Annotated in this window: 17 protein-coding genes; 12 read left to right on the top strand and 5 right to left on the bottom strand. The window is 71.4% G+C overall.

The window, feature by feature from the left end; genetic code table 11:
• Positions 1-2 precede the first annotated feature (2 nt).
• Positions 3-680, bottom strand: a complete 678-nt coding sequence (locus AB0J21_RS21585; protein ID WP_363147681.1) for a uracil-DNA glycosylase — start codon at positions 678-680, stop codon at positions 3-5.
• Positions 681-827: 147 nt separating this feature from the next.
• Here AB0J21_RS21585 and AB0J21_RS21580 point away from each other — a divergent pair, with 147 nt between their 5' ends.
• Both AB0J21_RS21580 and AB0J21_RS21575 read left to right on the top strand, forming a co-directional pair.
• Entirely contained in the window at positions 828-1835 is a 1008-nt protein-coding gene (locus AB0J21_RS21580; protein ID WP_363147680.1) for a BadF/BadG/BcrA/BcrD ATPase family protein, read from the top strand.
• Positions 1836-2157: 322 nt separating this feature from the next.
• A complete protein-coding gene (locus tag AB0J21_RS21575; RefSeq protein ID WP_363147679.1) occupies positions 2158-3096 on the top strand; it encodes a hypothetical protein in 939 nt (312 codons plus the stop codon).
• A 132-nt stretch (positions 3097-3228) separates the two neighbouring features.
• On the opposite strand, the gene AB0J21_RS21570 is transcribed toward AB0J21_RS21575, so the two are convergent.
• On the bottom strand, positions 3229-4266 hold the full coding sequence (locus AB0J21_RS21570; RefSeq protein ID WP_363147678.1) for a lactonase family protein: 1038 nt from the start codon (positions 4264-4266) through the stop codon (positions 3229-3231).
• Between the two features lie 157 nt (positions 4267-4423).
• Here AB0J21_RS21570 and AB0J21_RS21565 point away from each other — a divergent pair, with 157 nt between their 5' ends.
• Positions 4424-5122 carry an HAD family phosphatase gene (locus AB0J21_RS21565; RefSeq protein ID WP_363147677.1) on the top strand — a complete coding sequence of 233 codons (699 nt, stop codon included), beginning with the start codon at positions 4424-4426 and terminating at the stop codon, positions 5120-5122.
• 290 nt (positions 5123-5412) lie between these two features.
• Entirely contained in the window at positions 5413-5628 is a 216-nt protein-coding gene (locus AB0J21_RS21560) for a hypothetical protein (protein WP_363147676.1), read from the top strand.
• Between the two features lie 136 nt (positions 5629-5764).
• On the opposite strand, the gene AB0J21_RS21555 is transcribed toward AB0J21_RS21560, so the two are convergent.
• Positions 5765-6805 carry a LacI family DNA-binding transcriptional regulator gene (locus AB0J21_RS21555; RefSeq protein WP_363147675.1) on the bottom strand — a complete coding sequence of 347 codons (1041 nt, stop codon included), beginning with the start codon at positions 6803-6805 and terminating at the stop codon, positions 5765-5767.
• A 441-nt stretch (positions 6806-7246) separates the two neighbouring features.
• Between AB0J21_RS21555 and AB0J21_RS21550 the strand changes: the two genes are divergently transcribed.
• The 4 genes from AB0J21_RS21550 to AB0J21_RS21535 all read left to right on the top strand — a co-directional run bounded on the left by AB0J21_RS21550 (position 7247) and on the right by AB0J21_RS21535 (position 12127).
• Entirely contained in the window at positions 7247-8569 is a 1323-nt protein-coding gene (locus AB0J21_RS21550) for an extracellular solute-binding protein (RefSeq protein ID WP_363147674.1), read from the top strand.
• Between the two features lie 91 nt (positions 8570-8660).
• Positions 8661-9665 (top strand): sugar ABC transporter permease, encoded by a 1005-nt coding sequence (locus tag AB0J21_RS21545; RefSeq protein WP_363147673.1) that lies wholly within the window; start codon positions 8661-8663, stop codon positions 9663-9665.
• A 15-nt stretch (positions 9666-9680) separates the two neighbouring features.
• Entirely contained in the window at positions 9681-10610 is a 930-nt protein-coding gene (locus AB0J21_RS21540; protein WP_363147672.1) for a carbohydrate ABC transporter permease, read from the top strand.
• A 71-nt stretch (positions 10611-10681) separates the two neighbouring features.
• On the top strand, positions 10682-12127 hold the full coding sequence (locus AB0J21_RS21535) for a GH1 family beta-glucosidase (protein WP_363147671.1): 1446 nt from the start codon (positions 10682-10684) through the stop codon (positions 12125-12127).
• Positions 12128-12165: 38 nt separating this feature from the next.
• On the opposite strand, the gene AB0J21_RS21530 is transcribed toward AB0J21_RS21535, so the two are convergent.
• Together AB0J21_RS21530 and AB0J21_RS21525 are read right to left on the bottom strand one after the other, a co-directional pair.
• Positions 12166-13041: a DNA-3-methyladenine glycosylase 2 family protein gene (locus AB0J21_RS21530; RefSeq protein ID WP_363147670.1), complete on the bottom strand. Its 876-nt coding sequence runs from the start codon at positions 13039-13041 to the stop codon at positions 12166-12168.
• A gap of 221 nt (positions 13042-13262) precedes the next feature.
• Positions 13263-15848, bottom strand: a complete 2586-nt coding sequence (locus tag AB0J21_RS21525) for a PA14 domain-containing protein (RefSeq protein ID WP_363147669.1) — start codon at positions 15846-15848, stop codon at positions 13263-13265.
• Between the two features lie 179 nt (positions 15849-16027).
• On the opposite strand from AB0J21_RS21525, the gene AB0J21_RS21520 reads away from it, so the two are divergent.
• The 4 genes from AB0J21_RS21520 to AB0J21_RS21505 all read left to right on the top strand — a co-directional run bounded on the left by AB0J21_RS21520 (position 16028) and on the right by AB0J21_RS21505 (position 20865).
• Complete coding sequence (locus AB0J21_RS21520; protein ID WP_363147667.1) at positions 16028-17071, top strand: LacI family DNA-binding transcriptional regulator; 1044 nt, start codon at positions 16028-16030, stop codon at positions 17069-17071.
• A gap of 161 nt (positions 17072-17232) precedes the next feature.
• On the top strand, positions 17233-18339 hold the full coding sequence (locus tag AB0J21_RS21515) for an ABC transporter substrate-binding protein (protein WP_363147665.1): 1107 nt from the start codon (positions 17233-17235) through the stop codon (positions 18337-18339).
• Entirely contained in the window at positions 18339-19910 is a 1572-nt protein-coding gene (locus AB0J21_RS21510; RefSeq protein ID WP_363147664.1) for a sugar ABC transporter ATP-binding protein, read from the top strand. Before AB0J21_RS21515 ends, AB0J21_RS21510 begins: the two co-directional genes overlap by 1 nt.
• Positions 19903-20865 (top strand): ABC transporter permease, encoded by a 963-nt coding sequence (locus tag AB0J21_RS21505; protein WP_363147663.1) that lies wholly within the window; start codon positions 19903-19905, stop codon positions 20863-20865. The genes AB0J21_RS21510 and AB0J21_RS21505 overlap by 8 nt, the downstream gene beginning before the upstream one ends.
• Positions 20866-20873: the final 8 nt, after the last annotated feature.

Here is a 20873-nt window from a genome sequence, read left to right as displayed (position 1 = left end):
CCTTAAGGGAGGCGCCAGTCGACCGGCTGGGCTCCCTGCCGCTCCAGCAGTTCGTTCGTACGGCTGAAGGGACGCGAGCCGAAGAAGCCGCGGTCCGCCGACATCGGCGAGGGGTGGGCGGACTCAATGGCGGGCAGGTCGCCGAGAACGGGCCGGAGGTTGCGGGCATCGCGCCCCCACAGCACCGACACGAGGGGTTTCCCACGGGACACCAGAGCGCGGATGGCCTGCTCGGTGACCTCTTCCCAGCCCTTGCCGCGATGCGCCGCGGGCTTCCCCGGCGCGGTGGTGAGCGCCCTGTTGAGCAGCAGTACGCCCTGCCGGGTCCACGGCGTCAGATCCCCGTTGGAGGGCTGCGGCGCGCCGAGGTCCGACTGGAGTTCGCGGAAGATGTTCACGAGGCTCCCCGGCAGCCTGCGTACCTCGGGGGCGACGGCGAAGCTCAGCCCGATGGCCATGCCCGGTGTGGGATAGGGGTCCTGGCCGACGATCAGGACCCGCACGTCGTCGAAGGGCTGCTGGAAGGCGCGCAGTACGTTCGCCCCTGACGGGAGGTAGGCCCGTCCGGCCGCCACCTCGGCACGCAGGAAATCGCCCATCTCGGCGATCCGTCCCGCGACGGGGGCCAGGGCACGGGCCCAGCCGGGTTCGACAACTTCGTTCAAGGGTCGTCCTGCCACGGGAGATCACTCTACCGGCCCCGTGCCCGCCGTCCGTACCCGCCCGGGTACGGCCCGTGAAGCGCCCGGGCCCCGGGCCGGGCGGCGGACGGGGGTAGGGTGCCGCCGTCGCCGTCCGCCCCTCCCACCCCTTTCCGGAGTACCACCATGAGTTCCACGCCCCCCGGACCCGTCGCCGCGCGCGGGGCGGAGCCCGTCGTCGTCGGGGTGGACTCCGGCGGCTCGGGGCTGCGGGTGGCCGTGCGGCGGGCCGGGCGGGAGGTGTCCGCCCCGCTGGTGTCCCGCGAGCCGGTGCGCACCGGGCCGGAGGGCATCTCGGCGCGGCATCTGCTCGAACAGCTCGTGCCGATGGTGCGTGCGGTGCTGCCCGGTGAGGAACCCGTCGCGGCTCTCACGGTCGGCGCGGCCGGTATGGCGACCCTCGGCGGCGAGTTGCGCGCACAGCTGCCGGTGGCGCTGGAGCGGGAGTTCGGCGTCGCGCGGCTCGCGCTCGCCGCGGACGCGGTGACCGCTTACGCGGGGGCCCTCGGGCAGCGGCCGGGCGCCGTGGTCGCCGCCGGCACCGGGATGATCGCGCTCGGCACCGATCTGCGGCAGTGGCGGCGGGCCGACGGCTGGGGTCATCTGCTCGGTGACAGCGGCAGCGGCGCGTGGATCGGGCGCGCGGGGCTGGAGGCGGCGCTGCGGGCCCACGACGGTCGCGGTGGCGGGTCGGTGGCGCTGCTGGAGCGCGCCGAGCGACTGTTCGGTCCTGCGGGCGGCCTTCCCGGCCGGCTGTACCCGCGCACCGACCGGGCCGCGGTCCTCGCCTCCTTCGCCCCGGAGGTCGCGGCCGCCTCCACCGGCGGGGACGGAGTGGCGCGGGAGATCCTGGAGCGGGCCGCCACGCACATCGCGGAGTCCGCCCGGGCCGTCTGCCCCTCCGGCGGCGAGCCCGAAGTGGCGCTCACCGGGGGCCTGTTCCGGATGGGGGACCCGCTACTCGTCCCGTTCGCCGGGGCCCTGGCGCGGCTGCTGCCCGGGGCGCGGCGCACTCCGGCCGAAGGGGACCCGCTGCACGGGTCGGTGGTGATCGCCTCGGCGCTCGCCTCGGGGTCCTTGCGCCTACCGACGGACGGGCGCCTGCTCACGGTCGTGGAACCGGGCCGCGTCTGACCGTGGCACGGCGGGCGGGCGCCGGGGCCGGACGGGCGACAAGGCCGGGTGCCCGACACCCGTAGGAGGGCCCTCGGTCAAGCGGGCGACGGGCGGCCGGGATCGCCCGTTTCGGCGGGCGCCGGTGCCGCGCGCCCCGCCGCGCCGGAGTGCGCCGCTGGTCCGCTCCGGCCGCCACCTGTGCGATCCGGGAGCGGAACGGACGGAAACGGGGACTGAATGGTTTATCCCTGTATCAACGACCGGATAAATCAGGACGGATACCTCTCAGCCGCCCCCTCCCCGAACGGCGGTGAGGTGGAAACCAGTACCATGCGGCGCCATGAGCACCCCCTCTGGGCCCGCATCCGGCCTGCCCGTACGAATGCCTCGACCTCGCCAGTCGGGACGGCACCGCCGACCCGAGCCCGCGGTCGCTCCCGACAACGCTCCCGCCCTCGTCCTGGCCGTTCCCGGCACCCCGGGCAAGGAGACCAGGGCGCTGGCCGACGAGGTCACCAGCATCGCCCGCTCCGAGCTGCCCGGCCTCAACGCGCGGGTCGGCTTCCTGGACAGCACCGAGACCGATCCGGTCCAGGCCGAGTTCCCGCAGCTCCAGGCCGTGCTCGCGCGCGCGTCGGAGGAGCGCCTCGCGCGCCGCGAGCAGGCCAGGGCGGCCGGCGCCGAGTTCCCGGCCGACGACGGGCCGGTCGCGGTCGTGGTCCCGCTGCTCGCCGGCCCCGACAGCGCCCTGCTACGTCGCGTGCGCCAGGCCGTCAACGACAGCCGCGCGGTGGCGGAGCTGACGGATGTCCTCGGCCCGCACCCGCTGCTCGCCGAGGCCCTGCACGTGCGCCTGTCGGAGGCGGGTCTCGCCCGCGCCGACCGCGCCCGGCTGTTCACGGTGGCGACGGCGGCGGACGGCATCATCCTCGCCTCGGTCGGCGGGGACGAGGCCGTCCAGGCGGCGGGGATCACCGGGATGCTGCTGGCCGCGCGGCTCGCCGTGCCGGTCATGGCCGCCGCCCTCGACCAGGAGGGGGCCATCGCGGCGACCGCCGAGGAGCTGCGCGGCTCCGGTGCGACGCAGCTGGCCCTCGCGCCCTACCTCATCGGTCCCGAACTGGACGAGGGGCTGCTCCAGGCGGCGGCCGCCGAAGCTGTCTGCCCGACCGCGGAGCCGCTCGGTTCGTACCCGGCCATCGGGAAGCTGGTGCTGTCGAAGTACATGGCCGCGCTGGGCATCACCCCTCCGCAGCCCGCGGGGTTCCCGCAGCGCTGAGGGCGCGGCGCCAGATCGGCCCACCCCGTGCGCAGGGCCCCGCGCACGGCGCGTGCTCATCCACCGGGCCCGCCCCGGCCCCCCGGGGCGGGCCCATCGGCATGTCACAGGCCCTCGCGGCGGCGCGACGGGTCAGGCGAAGACGACGCAGGAGGCCGCGGGCGCCTCGACACTGCCCGCCCTGCGGGGCAGACCGGTCCCGGGGTCGAGGACGAACCAGACCACCGTGCCCGAGCGCTCGTTGGCGGTGTAGAGGAAGCGGCCGCTCGGATCGATCGCGACGTCTCGCGGCCACTCGCCTCCGCACGGAACGGTGGTGACCAGCCGGGTGGTGGACCCGTCGGCGCCCAGCGCGAAGACCGACACGACGTCCTCGCCGCGCACGCCCGCCCACAGGAACCGGCCGTCGGGCGACACCCGCACCGCCGAGCCGTACGCGTCGCCCGCGGGCGCCTGAGGCAGGAGCGCGGTCTCGCTCAGGGCGCGCAGATCCCCCTCCGCGGCGTCCCACCGGCACACGGTGAGCGTCGGCGAGAGTTCGTTGAGGACGTACAGGTGCCGGCCGTCCGGATGGAAGGCGAGGTGCCGCGGGCCGGAGCGGGGGCGCATCGCGATCTCGCGGTGGACGACCGGGGCACCGCCCACCAGCCGCAGGACGCGCAGCGAGTCGGTGCCGAGATCGACGGATACCGCCCAGCGGCCCGAGGGATCGGCGAGCACCTGGTGGGCGTGCGGCTCCTGCTGACGCTGCGGGTGCGGGCCCGAGCCCTTGTGCACGACGACGTTCGGCTCCGGGTCGAGAGAGCCGTCGGGGCGCAGTGCGAGAGCGCTGACGCTGCCCGAGTTGTAGTTGGCGGTCAGTACGTGGCCGTCGAAGAGGGTGAGGTGGGTGGGCCCGTCACCGTCCACCGGGACGGGTGCGCCGAGCGGTCGCGGGCGCTCGCCCGTGGTGTCGAAGGCGGCGACCGCTCCGGGAGTGGCCTCGCTCACCGCGTAGAGGCGTCCGGCCCCGGGCGCGAGCACGAGGTAGGACGGGTCCGGGACGCTGTCGAGGGAGTCCAGGACGCTCAGCGCTCCCGTCCGCGGGTCGACCGAGGCGGTCAGGACGCCCCGTCCACCGGCCGCGGTGAAAGATCCGATGTACGCCCGCCCGGCGTCTGTGCCGCTCACTGCTGGTCCCCTCTCGGCCCTGAGCGCGGTGATCGGCGCGCTCGTCGCGCCGACGGTAGCAGGGGGTCAGGACCGGGCACGGGCCCGGCGGCGAGGCGCCGGACCTCCGGGGCGGGCCCGGCCCGGACCCGCCCCTCGCGCTTGGCATGCTGGGGTCATGAGCACAACGCGTACGGCACCGGCGGGCACCGCGGTCCTCTTCGATCTCGACGGCACCCTCGTGGACAGCGAGCCGAACTACTACGAGGCGGGGCGGCGCCTGCTCGCGGCGCGAGGCGTCACGCTCACCTGGGAGCAGCACGAGCGCTACGTGGGCATCAGCACGCGCGAGACGCTGACCGACTGGCGTGAGCGGTACGGACTGCGCGAGGACGTGGCGGACCTCCTCGCCGAGCAGGACCGGATCTATCTCGGCCTGGCCCGCACCTCGACCGAGGTCTACCCGAGGATGCGGGAGCTGGTGGAGCTGCTGCACGGTGCGGGGGTTCCGCTCGCGGTGGCCTCCGGTTCCTCGCGCGAGGCCATCGGGGCCGTGCTCGCGGGTACCGGCCTAGCGGGCCGCTTCACGCTGTACGTCTCCGCCGACGAGGTCGCGCGTGGCAAGCCCGCCCCGGACGTGTTCCTGGAGACGGCGAGGAGGCTGGGCACGGCCGCGGCCGACTGCGTGGTCCTGGAGGACTCCGGACCCGGGGTGCGGGCGGCGCGCGCGGCCGGGATGCGCTGCGTGGCGGTCCCCTACCTCGCGGACCGGGCTCAGGAGGCCGAGTTCGCCGGGGCGGATCTGCTGTTCCGGGGCGGTCAGGCGGAGTTCAGCGCGGCGGCCGCCCACCGGTGGATCACCGGCCGGGCCGGCTGAGGGGGACGGCCCCGGCCGCGGGATGTCGTGCCGTCCGCCACGAGGCGGGCCTCCGGTCCCGCACCTTCCCTCTCCGGGGCCTCCGCTCCTCGCGCACGCGCTGCGGCGTCCCCACGGACGGCGGCAAGGCCCGTTGCCGCGACGGCAAATACGGCACGGACCGGACCTGAGGCCGCCTCAGGGGTCATACTGGTCCCGCAAAGAACAGGTGTACGCCTGCCCCTCCCGGAAAGAAGGGGAGGACAGGCAGGACCGGCAACGGTCTCCCGGACGGAAAGGCGGCGATCGCCGTGCATCTCCTCGGCCTGGTCCTCGTCGTCCTCGGGGCCTGGATCGTCGCCTCGCTCGTTCTCGGCCTGGCGCTCGCCCGGCACACCCACCGCGGCTACCGCCGCCGCCTGGGCGCGGCCCGGCGTCTGGTCATGCTCAGGGTCCCGGCGCGTCGTTCCCCCTCGGACACGAAGGCGGAGCAGCCCTCCGGGCGCGGCGCCCGCACGACCGTCTGACGCGCCCGCACGGACGTCCGGCCGCGGGGGTACGGCGCACGGAGCCCCGCCCCGGGCGCCGCCGCCCTCCGGCGCACCGGCCCCGCGGGCCACGCCCCGGCGTTCTTCGCTCCTGTGAATTCTCCACGCGGGTCCGTCAGGCGGACCCGCGTACCACCAGCTCCGTCGCGAGGACGACCTGGCGGTGCGCACGCCCCGAGTCGGCGATCTCGTCCAGCAGCAGCCGGGTCATCGCGCGACCTATCTCCTCGATCGGCTGACGGACGCTGGTGAGGGGCGGATCGGTGTGCCGGGCGACCATCGAGTCGTCGAAGCCGATCACGGCGACGTCCTGCGGCACCCGGCGACCGCTCCCCCGCACCACCTGCACGGCCCCCGCCGCCATGACGTCGGAGGCGGCGAAGACGGCGTCCAGGGAAGGCCGGCGCTCCAGCAGCTCCCGCGTCGCGGCGCGTCCTCCCTCCTCGGTGAAGTCCCCCACGGCCACCAGCCCTTCGTCCGCGACGATGCCCGCCTGGGCGAGCGCCCTGCGGTAACCCGACAGGCGCGCTCTGGCCACCTCCATGTCCAGCGGGCCGGTGATGGTCGCGATCTCCCGGCAGCCCCGGCCCAGCAGGTGACGCACGGCGCTGCGCGCTCCCCCGACGTTGTCGGCCTGCACGTAGCTGAGCGATTCGAGGTCGGAGCGGCGCCCCGCGAGCACGGCCGGCATGTCGAGCCGCTCCAGGAGGTCGGGCAGCGGGTCGTTCCCGTGCACCGACACCATCAGGACCCCGTCGACGTGCTGGGCCGCGAGGTAGGACGCCAGCCGTTCCCGCTCCTTCGCGTTGCGCACCAGGATCAGTAGCAACTGCATATCGGTGTCGGCCACGGCTGCCGCGACCCCCCGGATGATGTCCGAGAAGTAGGGCTCCGAGAACAGGCGCGTCTCCCCTTCGGGCACGACGAGGGCCAGCGAGTCGGTGCGCCGGGTCACGAGGCTGCGGGCGGCCCGGTTCGGCACGTAGCCGAGTTCCGCGATGGCGGCCTGCACGGCGGCCCTGGCACGTTCACTGACCCTCGGCGAGCCGTTCACCACCCGCGACACGGTGCCCCTTCCGACCCCGGCCCGCGCCGCCACCGCCTCCAGGGTGGGGCGGGCGGCGCGCGGGGCGGGAGGGCGCGCGGACTGACTCATCGTCACCTTCCAGTGATCAGGTCCTGAACGTGGCCTCATTGTGACCCCTTGGCGACCGAACCGAGGCCAAAGGCCGCCAAGAGTGCTCCCACCTGCGCGAGTTCGCTGTTGCGCGGGGCCGGCGGTGCCTTGCCGGCCCCGGGTCCTGCCGTCACGGCATGACCTGCGGGACACCTCCGGGCAACAGAACCGACTTCAAGTCTTGACATGGAGGTGAGGCAGGCAGCAACCTTCCGGCATCAGCCCGTGGGAACGCTCCCATAGTGTGCCAGGTTCCGTCCGGCACTCCGCAGGAGCGTGCGCCCGCGGGACATCAGGCACCACCGGCCCCTCCTCCACATGCCGCGGCGCGCAGCGCCGGGCGTGCGCCGAGGGTCGAGGTGGTGCGGGTCGGTCCTGCCCCCAAGACCCCGGTTACGCACTGGCACAAGGAGTAGTGGAATGCGCATCACCCGCACGGCCCCGGGACGCGGCCGAAAAGCCGCCGTCCTCGCGACCACGGCCCTCACGGCCTCGGCCCTGCTGCTGACCGGCTGCAGCAGCGACGACTCCGACGACTCCGCGGCTGATTCGAACGGGAACATCACCCTGACCGTCACCGACTACGGACAGTTCGGGTACAAGGAGGCCAAGCTCTTCGCGGAGTACCACAAGCTGCACCCGAAGATCACGGTCAAGGAGGAGACGACCGCCAACGAGGCGGACTACTACCCGAAGTTGCTGCAGCAGCTCAACAGCAACAGTGGTCTCGGCGACGTCACGGGCGTCGAGGTGGGGCGCATCAAGGAGGTCGTCGACACGCAGGCCGACAAGTTCGTCGACCTGAGCAAGACGATCAACGTGGACGACTGGGTCTCCTGGAAGGAGAAGCAGGCCACCGCCAAGAGCGGCGCCGTGATCGGTGCCGGGACCGACATCGGCCCCATGTCGCTGTGCTACCGCAGCGACCTCTTCAAGCAGGCCGGCCTGCCCAGCGACCGCGAGTCGGTCGGCAAGGCCGTCGCCGGCGGCTGGGAGGACTACCTCAAGCTCGGCGAGGACTACAAGAAGAAGGCTCCCCAGGGCACTTACTTCATGGACACGGCCAGCGCGATGTTCAACGGGGTCGTCAGCTCCAGCCCGCAGCAGTACTACGACGCGGACGGCAAGGCGATCTACAAGGACAGCCCGAGCGTGAAGGCCGGCTGGAGCCTGGCCGCCGACTCCGCGTCCAAGAAGCTGAGCCAGGGCCTCGCCCAGTTCGACAAGCCGTGGCAGGCCGCCCTTCGCAAGGGCACCATCGCGAGCGTGGTGTGCCCCGCGTGGATGGCCAACCAGATCCAGCTCTACTCGGGCGACTCCTTCAAGGGCAAGTGGGACATCGCGAAGGCCCCCGGTGACACCGCCGCCAACTGGGGCGGCTCCTTCCTGACCGTCCCGAAGTCCGGCAAGCACGTCAAGGAGGCCACCGCGCTGGCCAAGTGGCTGACAGCTCCCGAGCAGCAGGCCAAGATCTTCAAGGCGACCGGCCTGTTCCCGTCGAACAAGAAGGCCTACGAGCTGCCTGACGTGAAGACCGCGAAGCTCTCGTACTTCAGCGACGCGCCGATCGGTGAGATCTACGCCTCCGAGGCCACCGCCATCCCCGAGGCCGTTCTCGGCCCGAAGGACGCGGCCATCAAGGATGCGATCTCCCAGGAGATCAACAACATGGAGCAGCGGAACACCAAGCCCGACGACGCCTGGAAGGCCGCGACCCAGAAGATCGACAAGTCCATCGGCTGACCACCGGGCAGGCGCGGCCCGGCCCTCCGCGGCGGGCCGGGCCGCGCCTGCCGTCCCCCGTTCCACAGCATCCAGGGAAGGACTCCCGTCAGTGGCCACCTCGACCCCCACCCGGGGCACCCGCACCCCGCCTCCCGATCCCTCGGGAAACGGGCCGAAGAGTCTGTCGTCAGGCCGTCAGGCATGGCGCAGCCGGTTGTGGCGTTTCGACGACAAGTTCTCGCCGTACGCCTACATCTCCCCCTTCTTCCTCGTCTTCGCCGCCTTCGGGCTCTACCCGCTGATCTACACCGGGTGGATCGCGATGCACCGCGTCGAGCTGACCGGCCTCGACCAGATGGAGTGGATCGGCTGGGACAACTTCAGCCGGGTGCTCCAGGACTCCGAGTTCTGGAACTCCGTCGCCAACACGTTCATCATCGGCGTCATCTCGACCGTCCCGCAGCTGATGGTCGCCCTCGGCCTCGCCCATCTGCTCAACTACAAGCTGCGGGCCAGCACCTTCTGGCGCACCGTCATCCTCACCCCGTACGCCACCTCGGTGGCCACGGCCGCGCTGGTCTTCTCTCTGGTCTTCCGCGCCGACGGGGGCCTACTGAACTGGGTGCTGCACTTCGTGGGGCTGGGTGACACGAACTGGGCCAACGGACACTGGACTTCGAAGATCGCCATCTCGGTCATCGTGATCTGGCGCTGGACCGGTTACAACACCCTCATCTACCTCGCCGCGATGCAGGCGGTGCCCGCCGATCTCTACGAGGCGGCCGCGATCGACGGGGCCTCACGCTGGCAGCAGTTCCGCAAGGTGACCATCCCCTCGCTGCGTCCGACGATCCTGTTCACCATCGTGATCTCGACCATCGGCTCGATGCAGCTCTTCGGTGAGCCGCTGCTCCTGGAGGGCGGCACGCTGGGCGCGACCGGCGGCAACGAGAACCAGTACGAGACCATGAGCATCTACCTCTACAACTACGGCTGGAAGCTCGGTCACCTCGGCCCGGCCGCCGCCGTGGCCTGGGCGATGCTCGGACTGCTACTGCTGATCGCGCTGATCAACTGGATCGTCGGCCGTCGCGTGCGCAAGAGCGCGGCCTGACCGGGAGCGACCTCAATGACTTCGACGCCCACCACCACGCAGGGCCGCCCCCGTGCCCTGACACCCACTCCCGACAGCCCGCCCGCGCCCGGCGCAGGACGCCGGCGGTTCCGCATCGGCGCCGGCGAACAGCTGCGCGGCGGTCCCCTCACCTACGCGGCGCTCGTCGTCGTCGGCCTGCTGTCCGTCTTCCCGCTGTACTGGACGCTGGTGGCCGCCTCGCACAACCAGCAGCGGGTACTGGACTCGCCGCCGCCCCTGATACCGGGCGGCAAGCTCTTCCACAACCTCCAGGCGGCCTGGGAACAGGCGAACCTGGGCAAGGCCATCGTCAACACGGTGATCGTGGCGGGCTGCATCACCCTGGCGACCCTGTTCTTCTGCACCCTGGCCGGGTACGCCTTCGCGAAGATGCGGTTCAGGGGACGCGGCTTCCTCATGACCGCCGTCATCGCGACCCTGACGATCCCCCCGCAGCTCAGCGTCGTCCCGCTGTTCAAGATCATGGCGGACATCGGCTGGGGCGGTCAGCTGGAGTCGGTGATCTTCCCGACCCTGGTGAGCGCCTTCGGAGTGTTCTTCATGCGGCAGTACCTCCTGGAGGCGCTGCCCTACGAACTCGTCGAGGCCGCCAAGGTCGACGGTGCGAACAACCTGCGCATCGTGTGGACCATCGTCCTGCCGGTGGCCCGGCCGGCGATGATGGTCCTGGGCATGCTCACCTTCGTCCAGGCCTGGAACGACTTCTTCTGGCCCTTCCTGGCCCTCAACCAGCAGAACCCGACCATCCAGGTGGCGCTCGGTCAGCTCAGCGCCTCCTACACGCCCGACCAGTCCATCGTGATGGCGGGCGCGCTGATCAGCACGGTGCCGCTGCTCGCGGTGTTCGTGATCTTCGGCAAGCAGATCGTCGGAGGCATCATGTCCGGCGCGGTCAAGGGCTGAGAGCCCCTGCCGCTGCGCAGTCCGCCGCCGTGACCCACCCCCTCAGCACCACCGCATGGGAGCGCTCTCATATGACCGCCGTACGTTCCGAGACCACCCCCCGCCCGACGCCCGAGGAGACCAGGTTCCCCACCGGCTTCCTGTGGGGGGCGGCGACCGCCTCCTACCAGGTAGAGGGCGCCGCGACCGAGGACGGCCGCACCCCCTCGATCTGGGACACCTTCAGCCACACCCCGGGCAAGGTACGCAACGGGGACACCGGCGACATCGCGGCCGACCACTACCACCGCTTCCCCGAGGACGTCGCCCTCATGAAGGAGCTGGGGCTGGGGGCGTACCGCTTCTCGGTCTCCTGGTCCCGGGTCCAGCCCACCGGGCGGGGTCCCGCCGTCGAGCGGGGGCTGGACTTCTACCGCCGGCTGACCGACGAACTGCTCTCGGCCGGCATCACCCCGGTGGCCACGCTCTACCACTGGGACCTGCCGCAGGAGCTGGAGGACGCGGGCGGCTGGCCGCTGCGGGACACCGCCGAGCGGTTCGCGGACTACACCGCGCTGGTGGCCGGTGCGCTCGGTGACCGGGTGCCGGTGTGGACCACGCTCAACGAGCCGTGGTGCTCGGCCTTCCTGGGCTACGGCTCCGGGGTGCACGCCCCGGGCAGGCACGAGCCCGCCGCGACGCTGCGCGCCGCCCACCACCTCAACCTCGCCCACGGCCGGGGGGTCGAGGTGCTGCGCTCCGTCCTCCCCGAGTCCGCGCAGACCTCGATCACCCTCAACCTGCACCAGGTGCGGGCGCTGACCACGAGCGCCGAGGACGCGAACGCGGCCCGCCGTATCGACGCGGTCGGCAACCGGGTGTTCACCGGCCCGATCCTGGACGGCGCCTACCCGCAGGACCTGCTGGAGGACACCGCGCGGATCGTGGACTGGAACGAGCTGGTGCACGACGGGGACCTGGAGACCATCTCCCGCCCGATCGACCTGCTGGGTGTCAACTACTACACCCCCACGGTCGTTGCGGCCGCCGAGGAGGGCGCGGGCGACGCGCAGGACGACGGTCACGGCGCCAGCGCGTACTCCCCGTGGACGGGCGCCGAGGACGTCGCCTTCCACCTCGCCCCGGGCGAGCGGACCGCGATGAACTGGGCGGTGGACCCGGAGGGCCTGTACACGCTGCTGCGGCAGGTGGGCGAGGCGCACCCGGAGCTGCCGCTCATGGTCACCGAGAACGGCGCGGCCTTCGACGACTACGTCTCGCCGGAGGGCCGTGTCGAGGACCCGGAGCGGATCGCCTACCTGCACTCCCACCTCGACGCCGTACGCCGGGCGATCGCGGACGGGGCCGATGTGCGCGGCTACTTCCTGTGGTCCCTGCTCGACAACTTCGAGTGGTCCTACGGCTACGCGAAGCGGTTCGGCGCGATCTACGTCGACTACGCGACGCAGACGCGCATCCCGAAGTCCAGTGCCCGCTGGTACGCCGAGGTGATCCGCCGGGGCGGGCTGCCGGCCTAGGAGTTGCCCAGTGGTGCCACCGCGGCCCCCGCGAGCGGCTACGCCTTCGGGCGCAGGTCGCTCTCGGGGGCCGCGCGCAGCAGGAAGGCGCACCACGAGCGCAGGGGACGCCACTGTTCACCGATCTCGCGGTAGCGCTCGTCGGGCGCGTTCTTCGCGAGCCCGTACGCCCGTCGCATCCGCTCCTTCAGCCGTGGCTCGGAGGCAGGCAGGACGTCGGGCGCGCCCGCTCCCCTGACCAGGATCAGCCCGGCGTAGAACGGGCCGACCCCGGGGAGCTGGCCGAGTCGCTCGACGGCTTTCTCGGTGGGCAGGGCCCGCAGGGCGGCCGCGTCCAGGGTTCCGTCGAGCGCCGCCTCGGCGAGCGCCTGGAGGCGGGCGAGCCGGGGCGGCTCGACTCCGGGCAGTGCGGGGGCGTCGATTACCTGGTGCGGCGGGGGAAACGCCGCGCGCTCCTCCCCCTGCCAGGTGACGCGTGGTCCGGTCTCCCGCCGCACCCGCCGGCTGACGGTGGACGCGGCCCGCACCGAGGTGCGGTGCGAGAGCACGGACCAGCACACCGCCTCCCACGTGCTCCAGAACAGCACCGGGCGCAGCCCGGGGGCGGCCTTGAGGCGGGCGGCGACGACCGGGTCGGTGGCGGCGATCCTGGACAGCGGGGTGGCGTCCACGTCCACCGACAGGATGCGCGCGACATCGGCGAGAAGCTCGTCGGTCACCGTGCGCGAGGCCTCGACCCGCAGGGTGCGGTCCTTCTGGGTGACGCGGACAGTGGTGGGGGCCCAGTCGCCGGGGGTGCAGTAGGTGAAGTCGAGGGACGTGTCCCCGTGCTCGCCGGCCGTGGGGGGCCAGCCCTCCAGGAAGGCGAGCGAACGACGCAGATCGAAGGCGCCGAGAGGGTGCAGCTCGGGCATGTGGGGACCTTCCCGTACGGCGGCCGGGGTGAGCGGCGGGCGGGTGGCGCGGGCCCCTTCACCACGGGGCGCGGCCCGGGACTCACGCTAGGGCCGATCCCGCGCACCCGCACGGCCGGTGTCACGCGAACGGGGCCGGTCCCGCGCTGGGACCGGCCCCGTTCACCCGTTCGGCACCGGGTCGGGTGGGCGTCGTGCGCTCGGCCGCCCGGTGTGCCGGATCAGGAGCTTGTGCACCCCTTGACCACCGGCTGCGAGGCGTCGTGGATGAGGGCCTGCTGTGCGGCCTTCACCTTTTTGACGTCGGGCTTCATGATGCTGCGGTCGTAGGTCATGAGCCCGTTGAGTTCCCCTTCGACGTCGGCGATCTGGGTGTAGACGGACCCGTTGCTGCCCTTGCAGGCCAGGGCCCGCACCTCGTCGACCTTCTTGAGGTACTCGTCGGTGTACTGCTCCTTCTCGACACCGATGTAGCTCTGCTGCACGGGCCAGGCGTGGCCCGGCAGGGCAAGGCCGAGTCCGCCGAACTCCCCGCTGACCAGGGCACGCTTGCCGTCGGGCTCGGGCAGGAGCGGGCTCGGGTAGCCGTGGGCGTCGGCGATGTCGCCGTTGCCCCCGTCGACGGCGTCGCAGCAGTTGACCCCGCTCATGTTGTTGACCAGCCGGGTCGGGTCCCAGGCCTTGGCCTCGTCGGCGACGCGGGCCTGGTCGTACTGGCCCCAGCCCTCGTTGAAGGTGACCCACATGATCACCGAGGGGCTGCTGCTGTGCTGGTCGATCATCTGCTTCAGCTCGTGCTCGTACTCGGTACGGGCGGCTGCGTCGGGCGTGCGGTCGTTGTCCATCGCCGGCATGTCCTGCCACACGAGCAGGCCCAGCTTGTCGGCCCAGTAGAACCAGCGGTCCGGTTCGACCTTGATGTGCTTGCGCACGGAGTTGAAGCCGAGCGCCTTGTGTTCCTTGAGGTCGTAGGCCAGGGCCTCGTCGGTGGGCGCGGTGTGCAGCCCGTCGGGCCAGTAGCCCTGGTCGAGGGTGGCCATCATGAACACGGGTTTGCCGTTGAGCACGGTGCGCGGGGTGCCGTTGATCTTCTCGACGGATATCTCGCGCATCCCGAAGTAGCTGCCGACCTCGTCGTCACCGACCCTCACCTTGAGCTGGTAGAGGTGCGGGTCGTCGGGCGACCACAGGTGCGGGTCACGCACCGGGACGTTCAGGGTGGAGCCGGTGCGTCCGTTGGCGGTGGCGACCTTGCGCTTGCCGTCGTAGGCGGTCGCGGTGACGGGGACTCCGTCGCGGACCCCGCGCACGTCGACGGCCACCTTCTGGCCCTTGACGTCGGGGGTCAGCTTGAGCGAGTCGGCGTGGTCGGCGGCGACCGGCTCCATCCAGACGGTCTGCCAGATACCGGAACTGGGGGTGTACCAGATGCCGCTGGGGTCCTCGCGCTGCTTGCCCATGGGCGGGTTCTCCCCGTCCTTGGCGTCGGTCGGGTCGTACACCCCGACCAGCAGCTCCTGGGTGCGTCCGGGCTTCAGGGCCTTGGTGATGTCGGCCGAGAAGTGGTCGTAACCGCCCTTGTGCTCGGTGACCTTGACGCCGTTGACGTAGACCTCGGACTGCCAGTCCACCGCGTCGAAGTTGAGCTTGAGCTGCTTGCCGTGCCCGACCTTCCAGTTGTCGGGGACGGTGAAGGTGCGGCGGTACCACATCCGGTCCTCGTGGCGCTCGATCCCGGAGAGCTGCGACTCCACGGGGTAGGGCACCAGGATGTTCTCGCCCAGCTTCTTGCCCACCGGCGGCTTCTCGCCGGCCTTGGCGGCGGCGAACTGCCACGTGCCGTTGAGGTTCTGCCACTTGTCGCGGGTGAGCTGCGGACGCGGGTACTCGGGGTGGGCGTTGGAGGGACTGACGTCCTTGGACCAGCGGGTCTTGAGCTGGTACTCGGACTGGTTGTCGCCGCTGGCCCAGAAGGGGTCGAGCGCCTTGCCCTCGCTGGTGCTCAGGCCGCCCTTCCCGTCGTAGCGCAGGTCGACGGCCCCGCCCTGGCCGACGACCGGCTCCTTGAGCGGGAGGATGAGGCTGCTGGGGTCCTTCGGGTCGGCCTTCGCCTTGCTCAGCGGCCAGTCCGCGCCGCCGATGTTGGCGGTGAGGTGCTCGGTGAGACCGGCGGGCGGTGCCGCGAGTTTCTGGGTGAAGCCGACGCGCAGGCTGCGGCCGTCCTTGAGGACGGTCGCGGAGGTCGCGCCCTCGTAGTCCCAGCCGTCGGGCAGCAGGAAGGCCGACTGCGGGACGGGCTCCTTGGCCCCTCCCGGCGGGGTCCAGTCGAGGTGGAGGTTGGATCCGCCCTCGTGCTCGAAGTACTCGACCTTGATGTCGTAGGCGTGGCCTTCTTCGAGGTCGACGGGCTGGGACTTCTGCTCCACGTCCCAGTCGTCGACCCAGTGGTCGATGACGAGTTTGCCGTCGATCCACAGCCGGAAACCGTTGTCACCAGTCATCGAGAAGGTGTGGGCGCCGGAGTGTTCCGGCACGAGTTTCCCGGTCCAGCGGACGTTCACGTCGTCGGCCTGACCGGTGGCCGCTTCCAGCTTCCCGTCGAGGCTGTCGATGTCCAGGTTCGGGTCGAAGGCGGTGCTCTTCAACTGGTCGAAGTCGAAAGCGCCCGGGGCACTCTGTGTGTAGTAGTCGCCCTTGAGCCCGTGCACGGCTGCGGGACCCGGGTCGTCCGCGGCGTTCGCGGTGGGCACCGCGGTCAGTCCTGCGGCTCCCAGTACCCCTGCACACAGCAGGGTGAGGGGGGACATTCTCCTTCTGAAACGCACGTACTCCTCCGTTGTTGAGGAAGGGTGGCGGCTCGCCGCTCCAGTCTGTACAACGTTGCAAGCAACGGCAGATGGCATGAGAGCACGCCGTCTCGCCTACTGTCCAGGGTCATGACAAACGCCCCCAGTCGGCGGGGTGTTGACAAAGCGGAGGAGATTCCGTGCGGGTGAGCCTCAAGGATGTCGCACTGCGGGCGGGCGTGTCGATCAAGACGGTGTCCAACGTCGTCAACCAATACGAGCACGTCACACCGGCCATGCGAGCCAAAGTGCAGCGTGCCATCGACGAGTTGGGATACCGGCCGAACCTGACGGCACGACACCTGCGCAAGGGCAGGACCGGAATCATCGCGCTCGCCGTACCGGAGCTCGGCAATCCCTACTTCGCCGAGGTGGCGGGTGCCGTGATCGACGCCGCCGCCGAGCACGATCTGACGGTGCTGCTCGACCACACGCGGGGCGAGCGGGAACGGGAGGTGCTGGTCAGCCAGGGATTCCGGGCCCGGGTCATCGACGGGCTGATCCTCTCGCCGCTGGAGCTGGACCAGCAGGACCTGGAGGCGCGCGTCGACGACGTACCGCTCGTGCTGCTGGGGGAGCGCGAGTACCCCCTGCCCTACGACCACATCGCGATCGACAACGTGGCGGCGGCGCGGCAGGCGGTGCGCCACCTGCTGGACCTGGGGCGCAACCGGATCGCCTTCCTCGGCGCGCGGACCGATTCCCCCAACCGACCCGCCCAACTGCGGCTTCAGGGCTGGCGGGAGGAGCTGACGGCGGCCGGAATGGACACCTCCGAGCGGTTCGCGGCGCCGACCGGGGGCTGGGACCGGGGCGACGGGGCGGCCGGCATGGCCCGGCTGCTGGACTCCGGAGTGCGGCCCGACGCCGTGTTCGCGTACAACGATCTGGTAGCGGTGGGTGCTCTGCGCGTCCTGCACGAGCGGGGGCTGCGGGTCCCGTGGGACGTGGCGGTGGTCGGCTTCGACGACATTCCGGAGTCGCGGTACGGCTCGGTGACGCTCACGACCGTCGCCCCGGACAAGCGCGCGATCGCGAGGCTCGCGGTGGAGTCGCTGGTCAGGTCGCTGGCGCGGGCCTCGGACAAGAAATCGGGCCTGCAGCCGCCGGTGGAGACGGAGTTGATTTCGGTGACCGCTCCGTTCGAACTTCTACAGCGGGAGAGCACCCTGGGAAGGCGCTGACGGGCGTGGCGCGGGGACGTGCCGGCAAAGCCGCGCGCCCCGGAGGGTTTACAGCAGCCTTCCAACGATGTAAAAACCTGACCCACAAGCTGAGTTGACCGTAAGTGCCATTCACCCGACGGCGTGTCCGCGCCCGGGTCCGTGCCGCAATGGGGACTTCCATGAAGCCGACCGCACTGCTCTACCGCACCACCGTGAAGACCGCACTGGCCGCCTCCCTCGTCGCGAGCCTCGCGCTGGCGACCGGCTGCTCGAAGTCCGAGGACGACGGCGGCGACACGAAGGACAAGGGAGCGAGCTCCGCGCAGAGCAAGGACTCCGACCAGGTGGTGCAGACCCCCGAGGCCGGGGGAAAGACCTGCACCTCCGACACGTACGGGGCGAAGAAGATCGATCTGTCCTCGGCGACGGTCGGCTTCTCGCAGTCCGAGAAGGAGGCGAACCCCTTCCGCATCGCCGAGACCGCCTCGATCAAGGCGGAGGCGAAGAAGCGCGGGGTCAAACTGCTCACCGCCAACGCGCAGTCGCAGTTCTCCAAGCAGATCAGCGATGTGCAGGACCTCATCGCCAAGGGCGCGGACCTGCTGGTCATCGCCCCGCTGAACTCGGACGGCTGGGAGCCGGTGCTGCGTTCGGCGAGCGCCAAGAAGATCCCGATCGTCACGGTCGACCGGCAGATCAACGGGACGGCCTGCAAGGACTACGTGAGCTTCATCGGCTCCGACTTCGTCAAGCAGGGCGAGCGGGCCGCCGACAGCATGATCGAGGCGACCGGCGGCAAGGGCGAGGTGGCCATCCTGCTGGGCGCCGCGGGCAACAACGTCACCACCGAGCGCACGAAGGGCTTCAAGGACCGCATCGCGCAGAAGGCCCCCGGCCTGAAGGTGGTGTTCGAGCAGACCGGTGACTTCGCCCGCGAGAAGGGGCAGTCGGTCACCGAGCAGCTCATCCAGTCCAAGCCCGGCATCAAGGGCATCTACGCGGAGAACGACGAGATGGGCCTCGGCGCCGTCAACGCCCTCAAGGGCGCGGGCAAGAAGGCCGGAGCCATCAAGATCGTGACGGTGGACGGCACCCGCAACGCGGTGCAGGGCATCGTGGACGGCTGGATCTCCGGGGTCATCGAGTCCAACCCGCGCTTCGGTCCGCTCGCGTTCAAGACCCTGGACGAGTTCACCCAGGGCGAAGAGGTGCAGCAGAACATCCTGATCCAGGACAGCGCCTACTCCGAGGACAACGCCGAGGCCGATCTGGGGAAGGCGTTCTGATGCTGACGGTCTCGGGTCTGACCAAGGTCTTTCCCGGCACCCGGGCCCTCGACGGCGTGGACTTCACCGCCCGCGCCGGCGAGGTGCACGCCCTCATCGGAGAGAACGGGGCGGGGAAGTCGACGCTCATCAAGGTGCTGACCGGGGTGTACCGGCCGGACGAGGGGACCCTCACCTACCAGGGCTCCCCGGTCCGTTTCGCCACTCCGCTGCAGGCCCAGGAGGCGGGGATCTCCACGATCTACCAGGAGGTCAACCTCGTCCCGCTCATGAGCGTGGCCCGCAACCTCTTCCTGGGTCGTGAGCCGCGCCGGGCCTTCGGCCTGGTGGACTTCGGCCGGATGCACCGGGAGGCCGACGAGGCGCTGCGCTCGCTCGGCGTCCGGGTCGACGTGCGTCGTCCGCTGAGGGAACTGAGCGTCGGTACGCAGCAGATGGTGGCTCTGGCCCGCGCGGTGTCGGTGGACGCCAAGGTGGTCATCATGGACGAGCCCACCTCCTCGCTGGAACCGCGCGAGGTGCAGACGCTGTTCGGTGTCATCCGGATGCTGCGGGACCGCGGGATCGCGGTCGTCTACGTCAGCCACCGGCTGGACGAGCTGTACGAGGTGTGCGACCAGGTCACGGTGTTGCGGGACGGCAAGGTGGTGCACACCGGTCCGCTCGCCGAGCTGGAGCGGCTGCGGCTGGTGTCGCTGATGCTGGGCCGGCAACTGGGCGAGGTGCGTGCCGAGGGCGTCACGAAGTTCACCGGCAACCACAGCAACGACTCCGAACCGGTCCTGGAGGCCCAGGACCTGACCGCCCGGCACCAGTTGCACGGGGTGTCCTTCGCGGTACGGCCCGGTGAGGTGGTGGGCCTGGGCGGTCTGCTCGGCTCTGGCCGCAGCGAGACCGTGCGCGCGGTGGCCGGGGCGCTGTCCCCGGACAGCGGGCGGGTGCGGGTGGCCGGGCAGGAGGTGCGGACGGGTTCGACCCCGGCCGCGATCCGCGCCGGGATCAGTCTCCTGCCGGAGGACCGCAAGGCCGAGGGGATCGTTCCGGGTCTGTCGGTGCGCGAGAACATCGCGCTCGCCGCCCTCCCGGGGCTGTCCCGCTTCGGCCTGGTGGACGAGGGGCGGGTGGACCGGGTCGTCGAGACCTTCGTGGAGCGGCTGCGGATCAAGTCGGCCGGGGTGCACCAGAAGGTGGGGGAACTCTCGGGCGGCAACCAGCAGAAGGTGCTGCTCGCCCGGTGGCTCGCGATGCAGCCGAAGGTGCTGCTGCTGGACGAGCCGACGCGCGGGATCGATGTCGGGGCCAAGGCCGAGGTGCAGCGGCTCGTGGACGAACTGGCCGAGGACGGGCTGGCCGTCGTCCTCATCTCCTCGGACCCCGAGGAACTGGTGGAGGGCTCGGACCGGGTGATGGTGCTCAAGGACGGGGCGGTGGTGGCGGAGCTGACGGGGGACGAGGTGAGCGAGGACCGGCTGATGGCGGCGATCGCCGCGGCTCCGCCGGCCAGGGACGGCGCGGTCGTGGAGACCGTGCGCGTGGACGGCCCGCTGGTGAAGGGGGCGGAGGATGACTGACCTGACGCTGCGCGGGTTCACCGCGGACCGGGACCGGCTGCGCCACCTGCTCCAGGAGTACGGGGTGTACGCGGGCGTCGTGGTGCTGCTGCTCGTGAACATCGTGTTCACCCCGCACTTCCTGTCCGGCGAGAACTTCCGCACCCAGGCCGTGCAGGTCGCCCCGATCATCATCGTGGCGCTCGGTATGGCGCTCGCGATCGGGACGGAGGGCGTCGACCTGTCGGTGGGCTCCGTCATGGCGCTCGCCACCTCGCTGGTCTCGCTGTACCTGGGGTACGGGCTGTGGGCGGCGCTGGTGGTGGCGGCCGTCGGCGGGATACTGGTCGGGCTCGCGAACGGGGCGCTGGTCGCGTTCGTGGGAGTCCAGCCGATCGTGGCGACGCTCGCGCTGATGGTGGGCGGGCGGGGCCTGGCGCTCGTGCTGCTGCCGCAGCTCAAGGACGTGCGCAACGAGGGCATGGCCTCCCTGGGATCGGGTGCGGTGCTCGGCATCCCGTACCTCGTGATCATCGCGGCGGTGCTCGCGGTGGTCGTGGCCTTCGTGGTGCGGCGCACGACCTTCGGCCGGCAGCTGCTCGCCGTCGGCGACAGCCGTCCTGCGGCGAAGCTCGCGGGCCTGCCGGTGCGCCGGGTCCTGATCGTGGTCTACGTGTGCTCCGGGCTGCTCGCGGCGATCGCCGGGGTGCTCGCGACGGCCCGGCTCTCGGCGAGCGACCCGACCTCGCTGGGCACGCTCATGGAGCTGTCCGCGATCACGGCGGTCGTGGTGGGCGGCACTCCGCTCACCGGCGGCCGGGTGCGGATCGGCGGCACGGTCGCCGGCGCGGTGCTCATCCAGTTGCTCACCGCCACGCTCATCAAGCACGATCTGCCGCCGTCGTGGACGCAGATCGCACAGGCCGTGGTGATCGTTCTCGCCGTGTACGCGGCCCGGGAGAGGGGGAAGCGGTGAACAGCACG

It is taken from the genome of Streptomyces sp. NPDC049954, from assembly GCF_040656295.1.
Lineage (GTDB): Bacteria > Actinomycetota > Actinomycetes > Streptomycetales > Streptomycetaceae > Streptomyces.
This window is presented reverse-complemented; position numbering and strand designations above follow the sequence as displayed.

Bases quoted from the DNA above. Each gene is read 5' to 3' on its own strand.
- AB0J21_RS21580 (WP_363147680.1), top strand. From the start codon at position 828: ATGAGTTCCACGCCCCCCGGACCCGTCGCCGCGCGCGGGGCGGAGCCC.
- AB0J21_RS21575 (WP_363147679.1), top strand. From the start codon at position 2,158: ATGAGCACCCCCTCTGGGCCCGCATCCGGCCTGCCCGTACGAATGCCT.
- AB0J21_RS21565 (WP_363147677.1), top strand. From the start codon at position 4,424: ATGAGCACAACGCGTACGGCACCGGCGGGCACCGCGGTCCTCTTCGAT.
- AB0J21_RS21555 (WP_363147675.1), bottom strand. From the start codon at position 6,805: ATGAGTCAGTCCGCGCGCCCTCCCGCCCCGCGCGCCGCCCGCCCCACC.
- AB0J21_RS21550 (WP_363147674.1), top strand. From the start codon at position 7,247: ATGCGCATCACCCGCACGGCCCCGGGACGCGGCCGAAAAGCCGCCGTC.
- AB0J21_RS21540 (WP_363147672.1), top strand. From the start codon at position 9,681: ATGACTTCGACGCCCACCACCACGCAGGGCCGCCCCCGTGCCCTGACA.
- AB0J21_RS21535 (WP_363147671.1), top strand. From the start codon at position 10,682: ATGACCGCCGTACGTTCCGAGACCACCCCCCGCCCGACGCCCGAGGAG.
- AB0J21_RS21530 (WP_363147670.1), bottom strand. From the start codon at position 13,041: ATGCCCGAGCTGCACCCTCTCGGCGCCTTCGATCTGCGTCGTTCGCTC.
- AB0J21_RS21525 (WP_363147669.1), bottom strand. From the start codon at position 15,848: ATGTCCCCCCTCACCCTGCTGTGTGCAGGGGTACTGGGAGCCGCAGGA.
- AB0J21_RS21515 (WP_363147665.1), top strand. From the start codon at position 17,233: ATGAAGCCGACCGCACTGCTCTACCGCACCACCGTGAAGACCGCACTG.
- AB0J21_RS21510 (WP_363147664.1), top strand. From the start codon at position 18,339: ATGCTGACGGTCTCGGGTCTGACCAAGGTCTTTCCCGGCACCCGGGCC.
- AB0J21_RS21505 (WP_363147663.1), top strand. From the start codon at position 19,903: ATGACTGACCTGACGCTGCGCGGGTTCACCGCGGACCGGGACCGGCTG.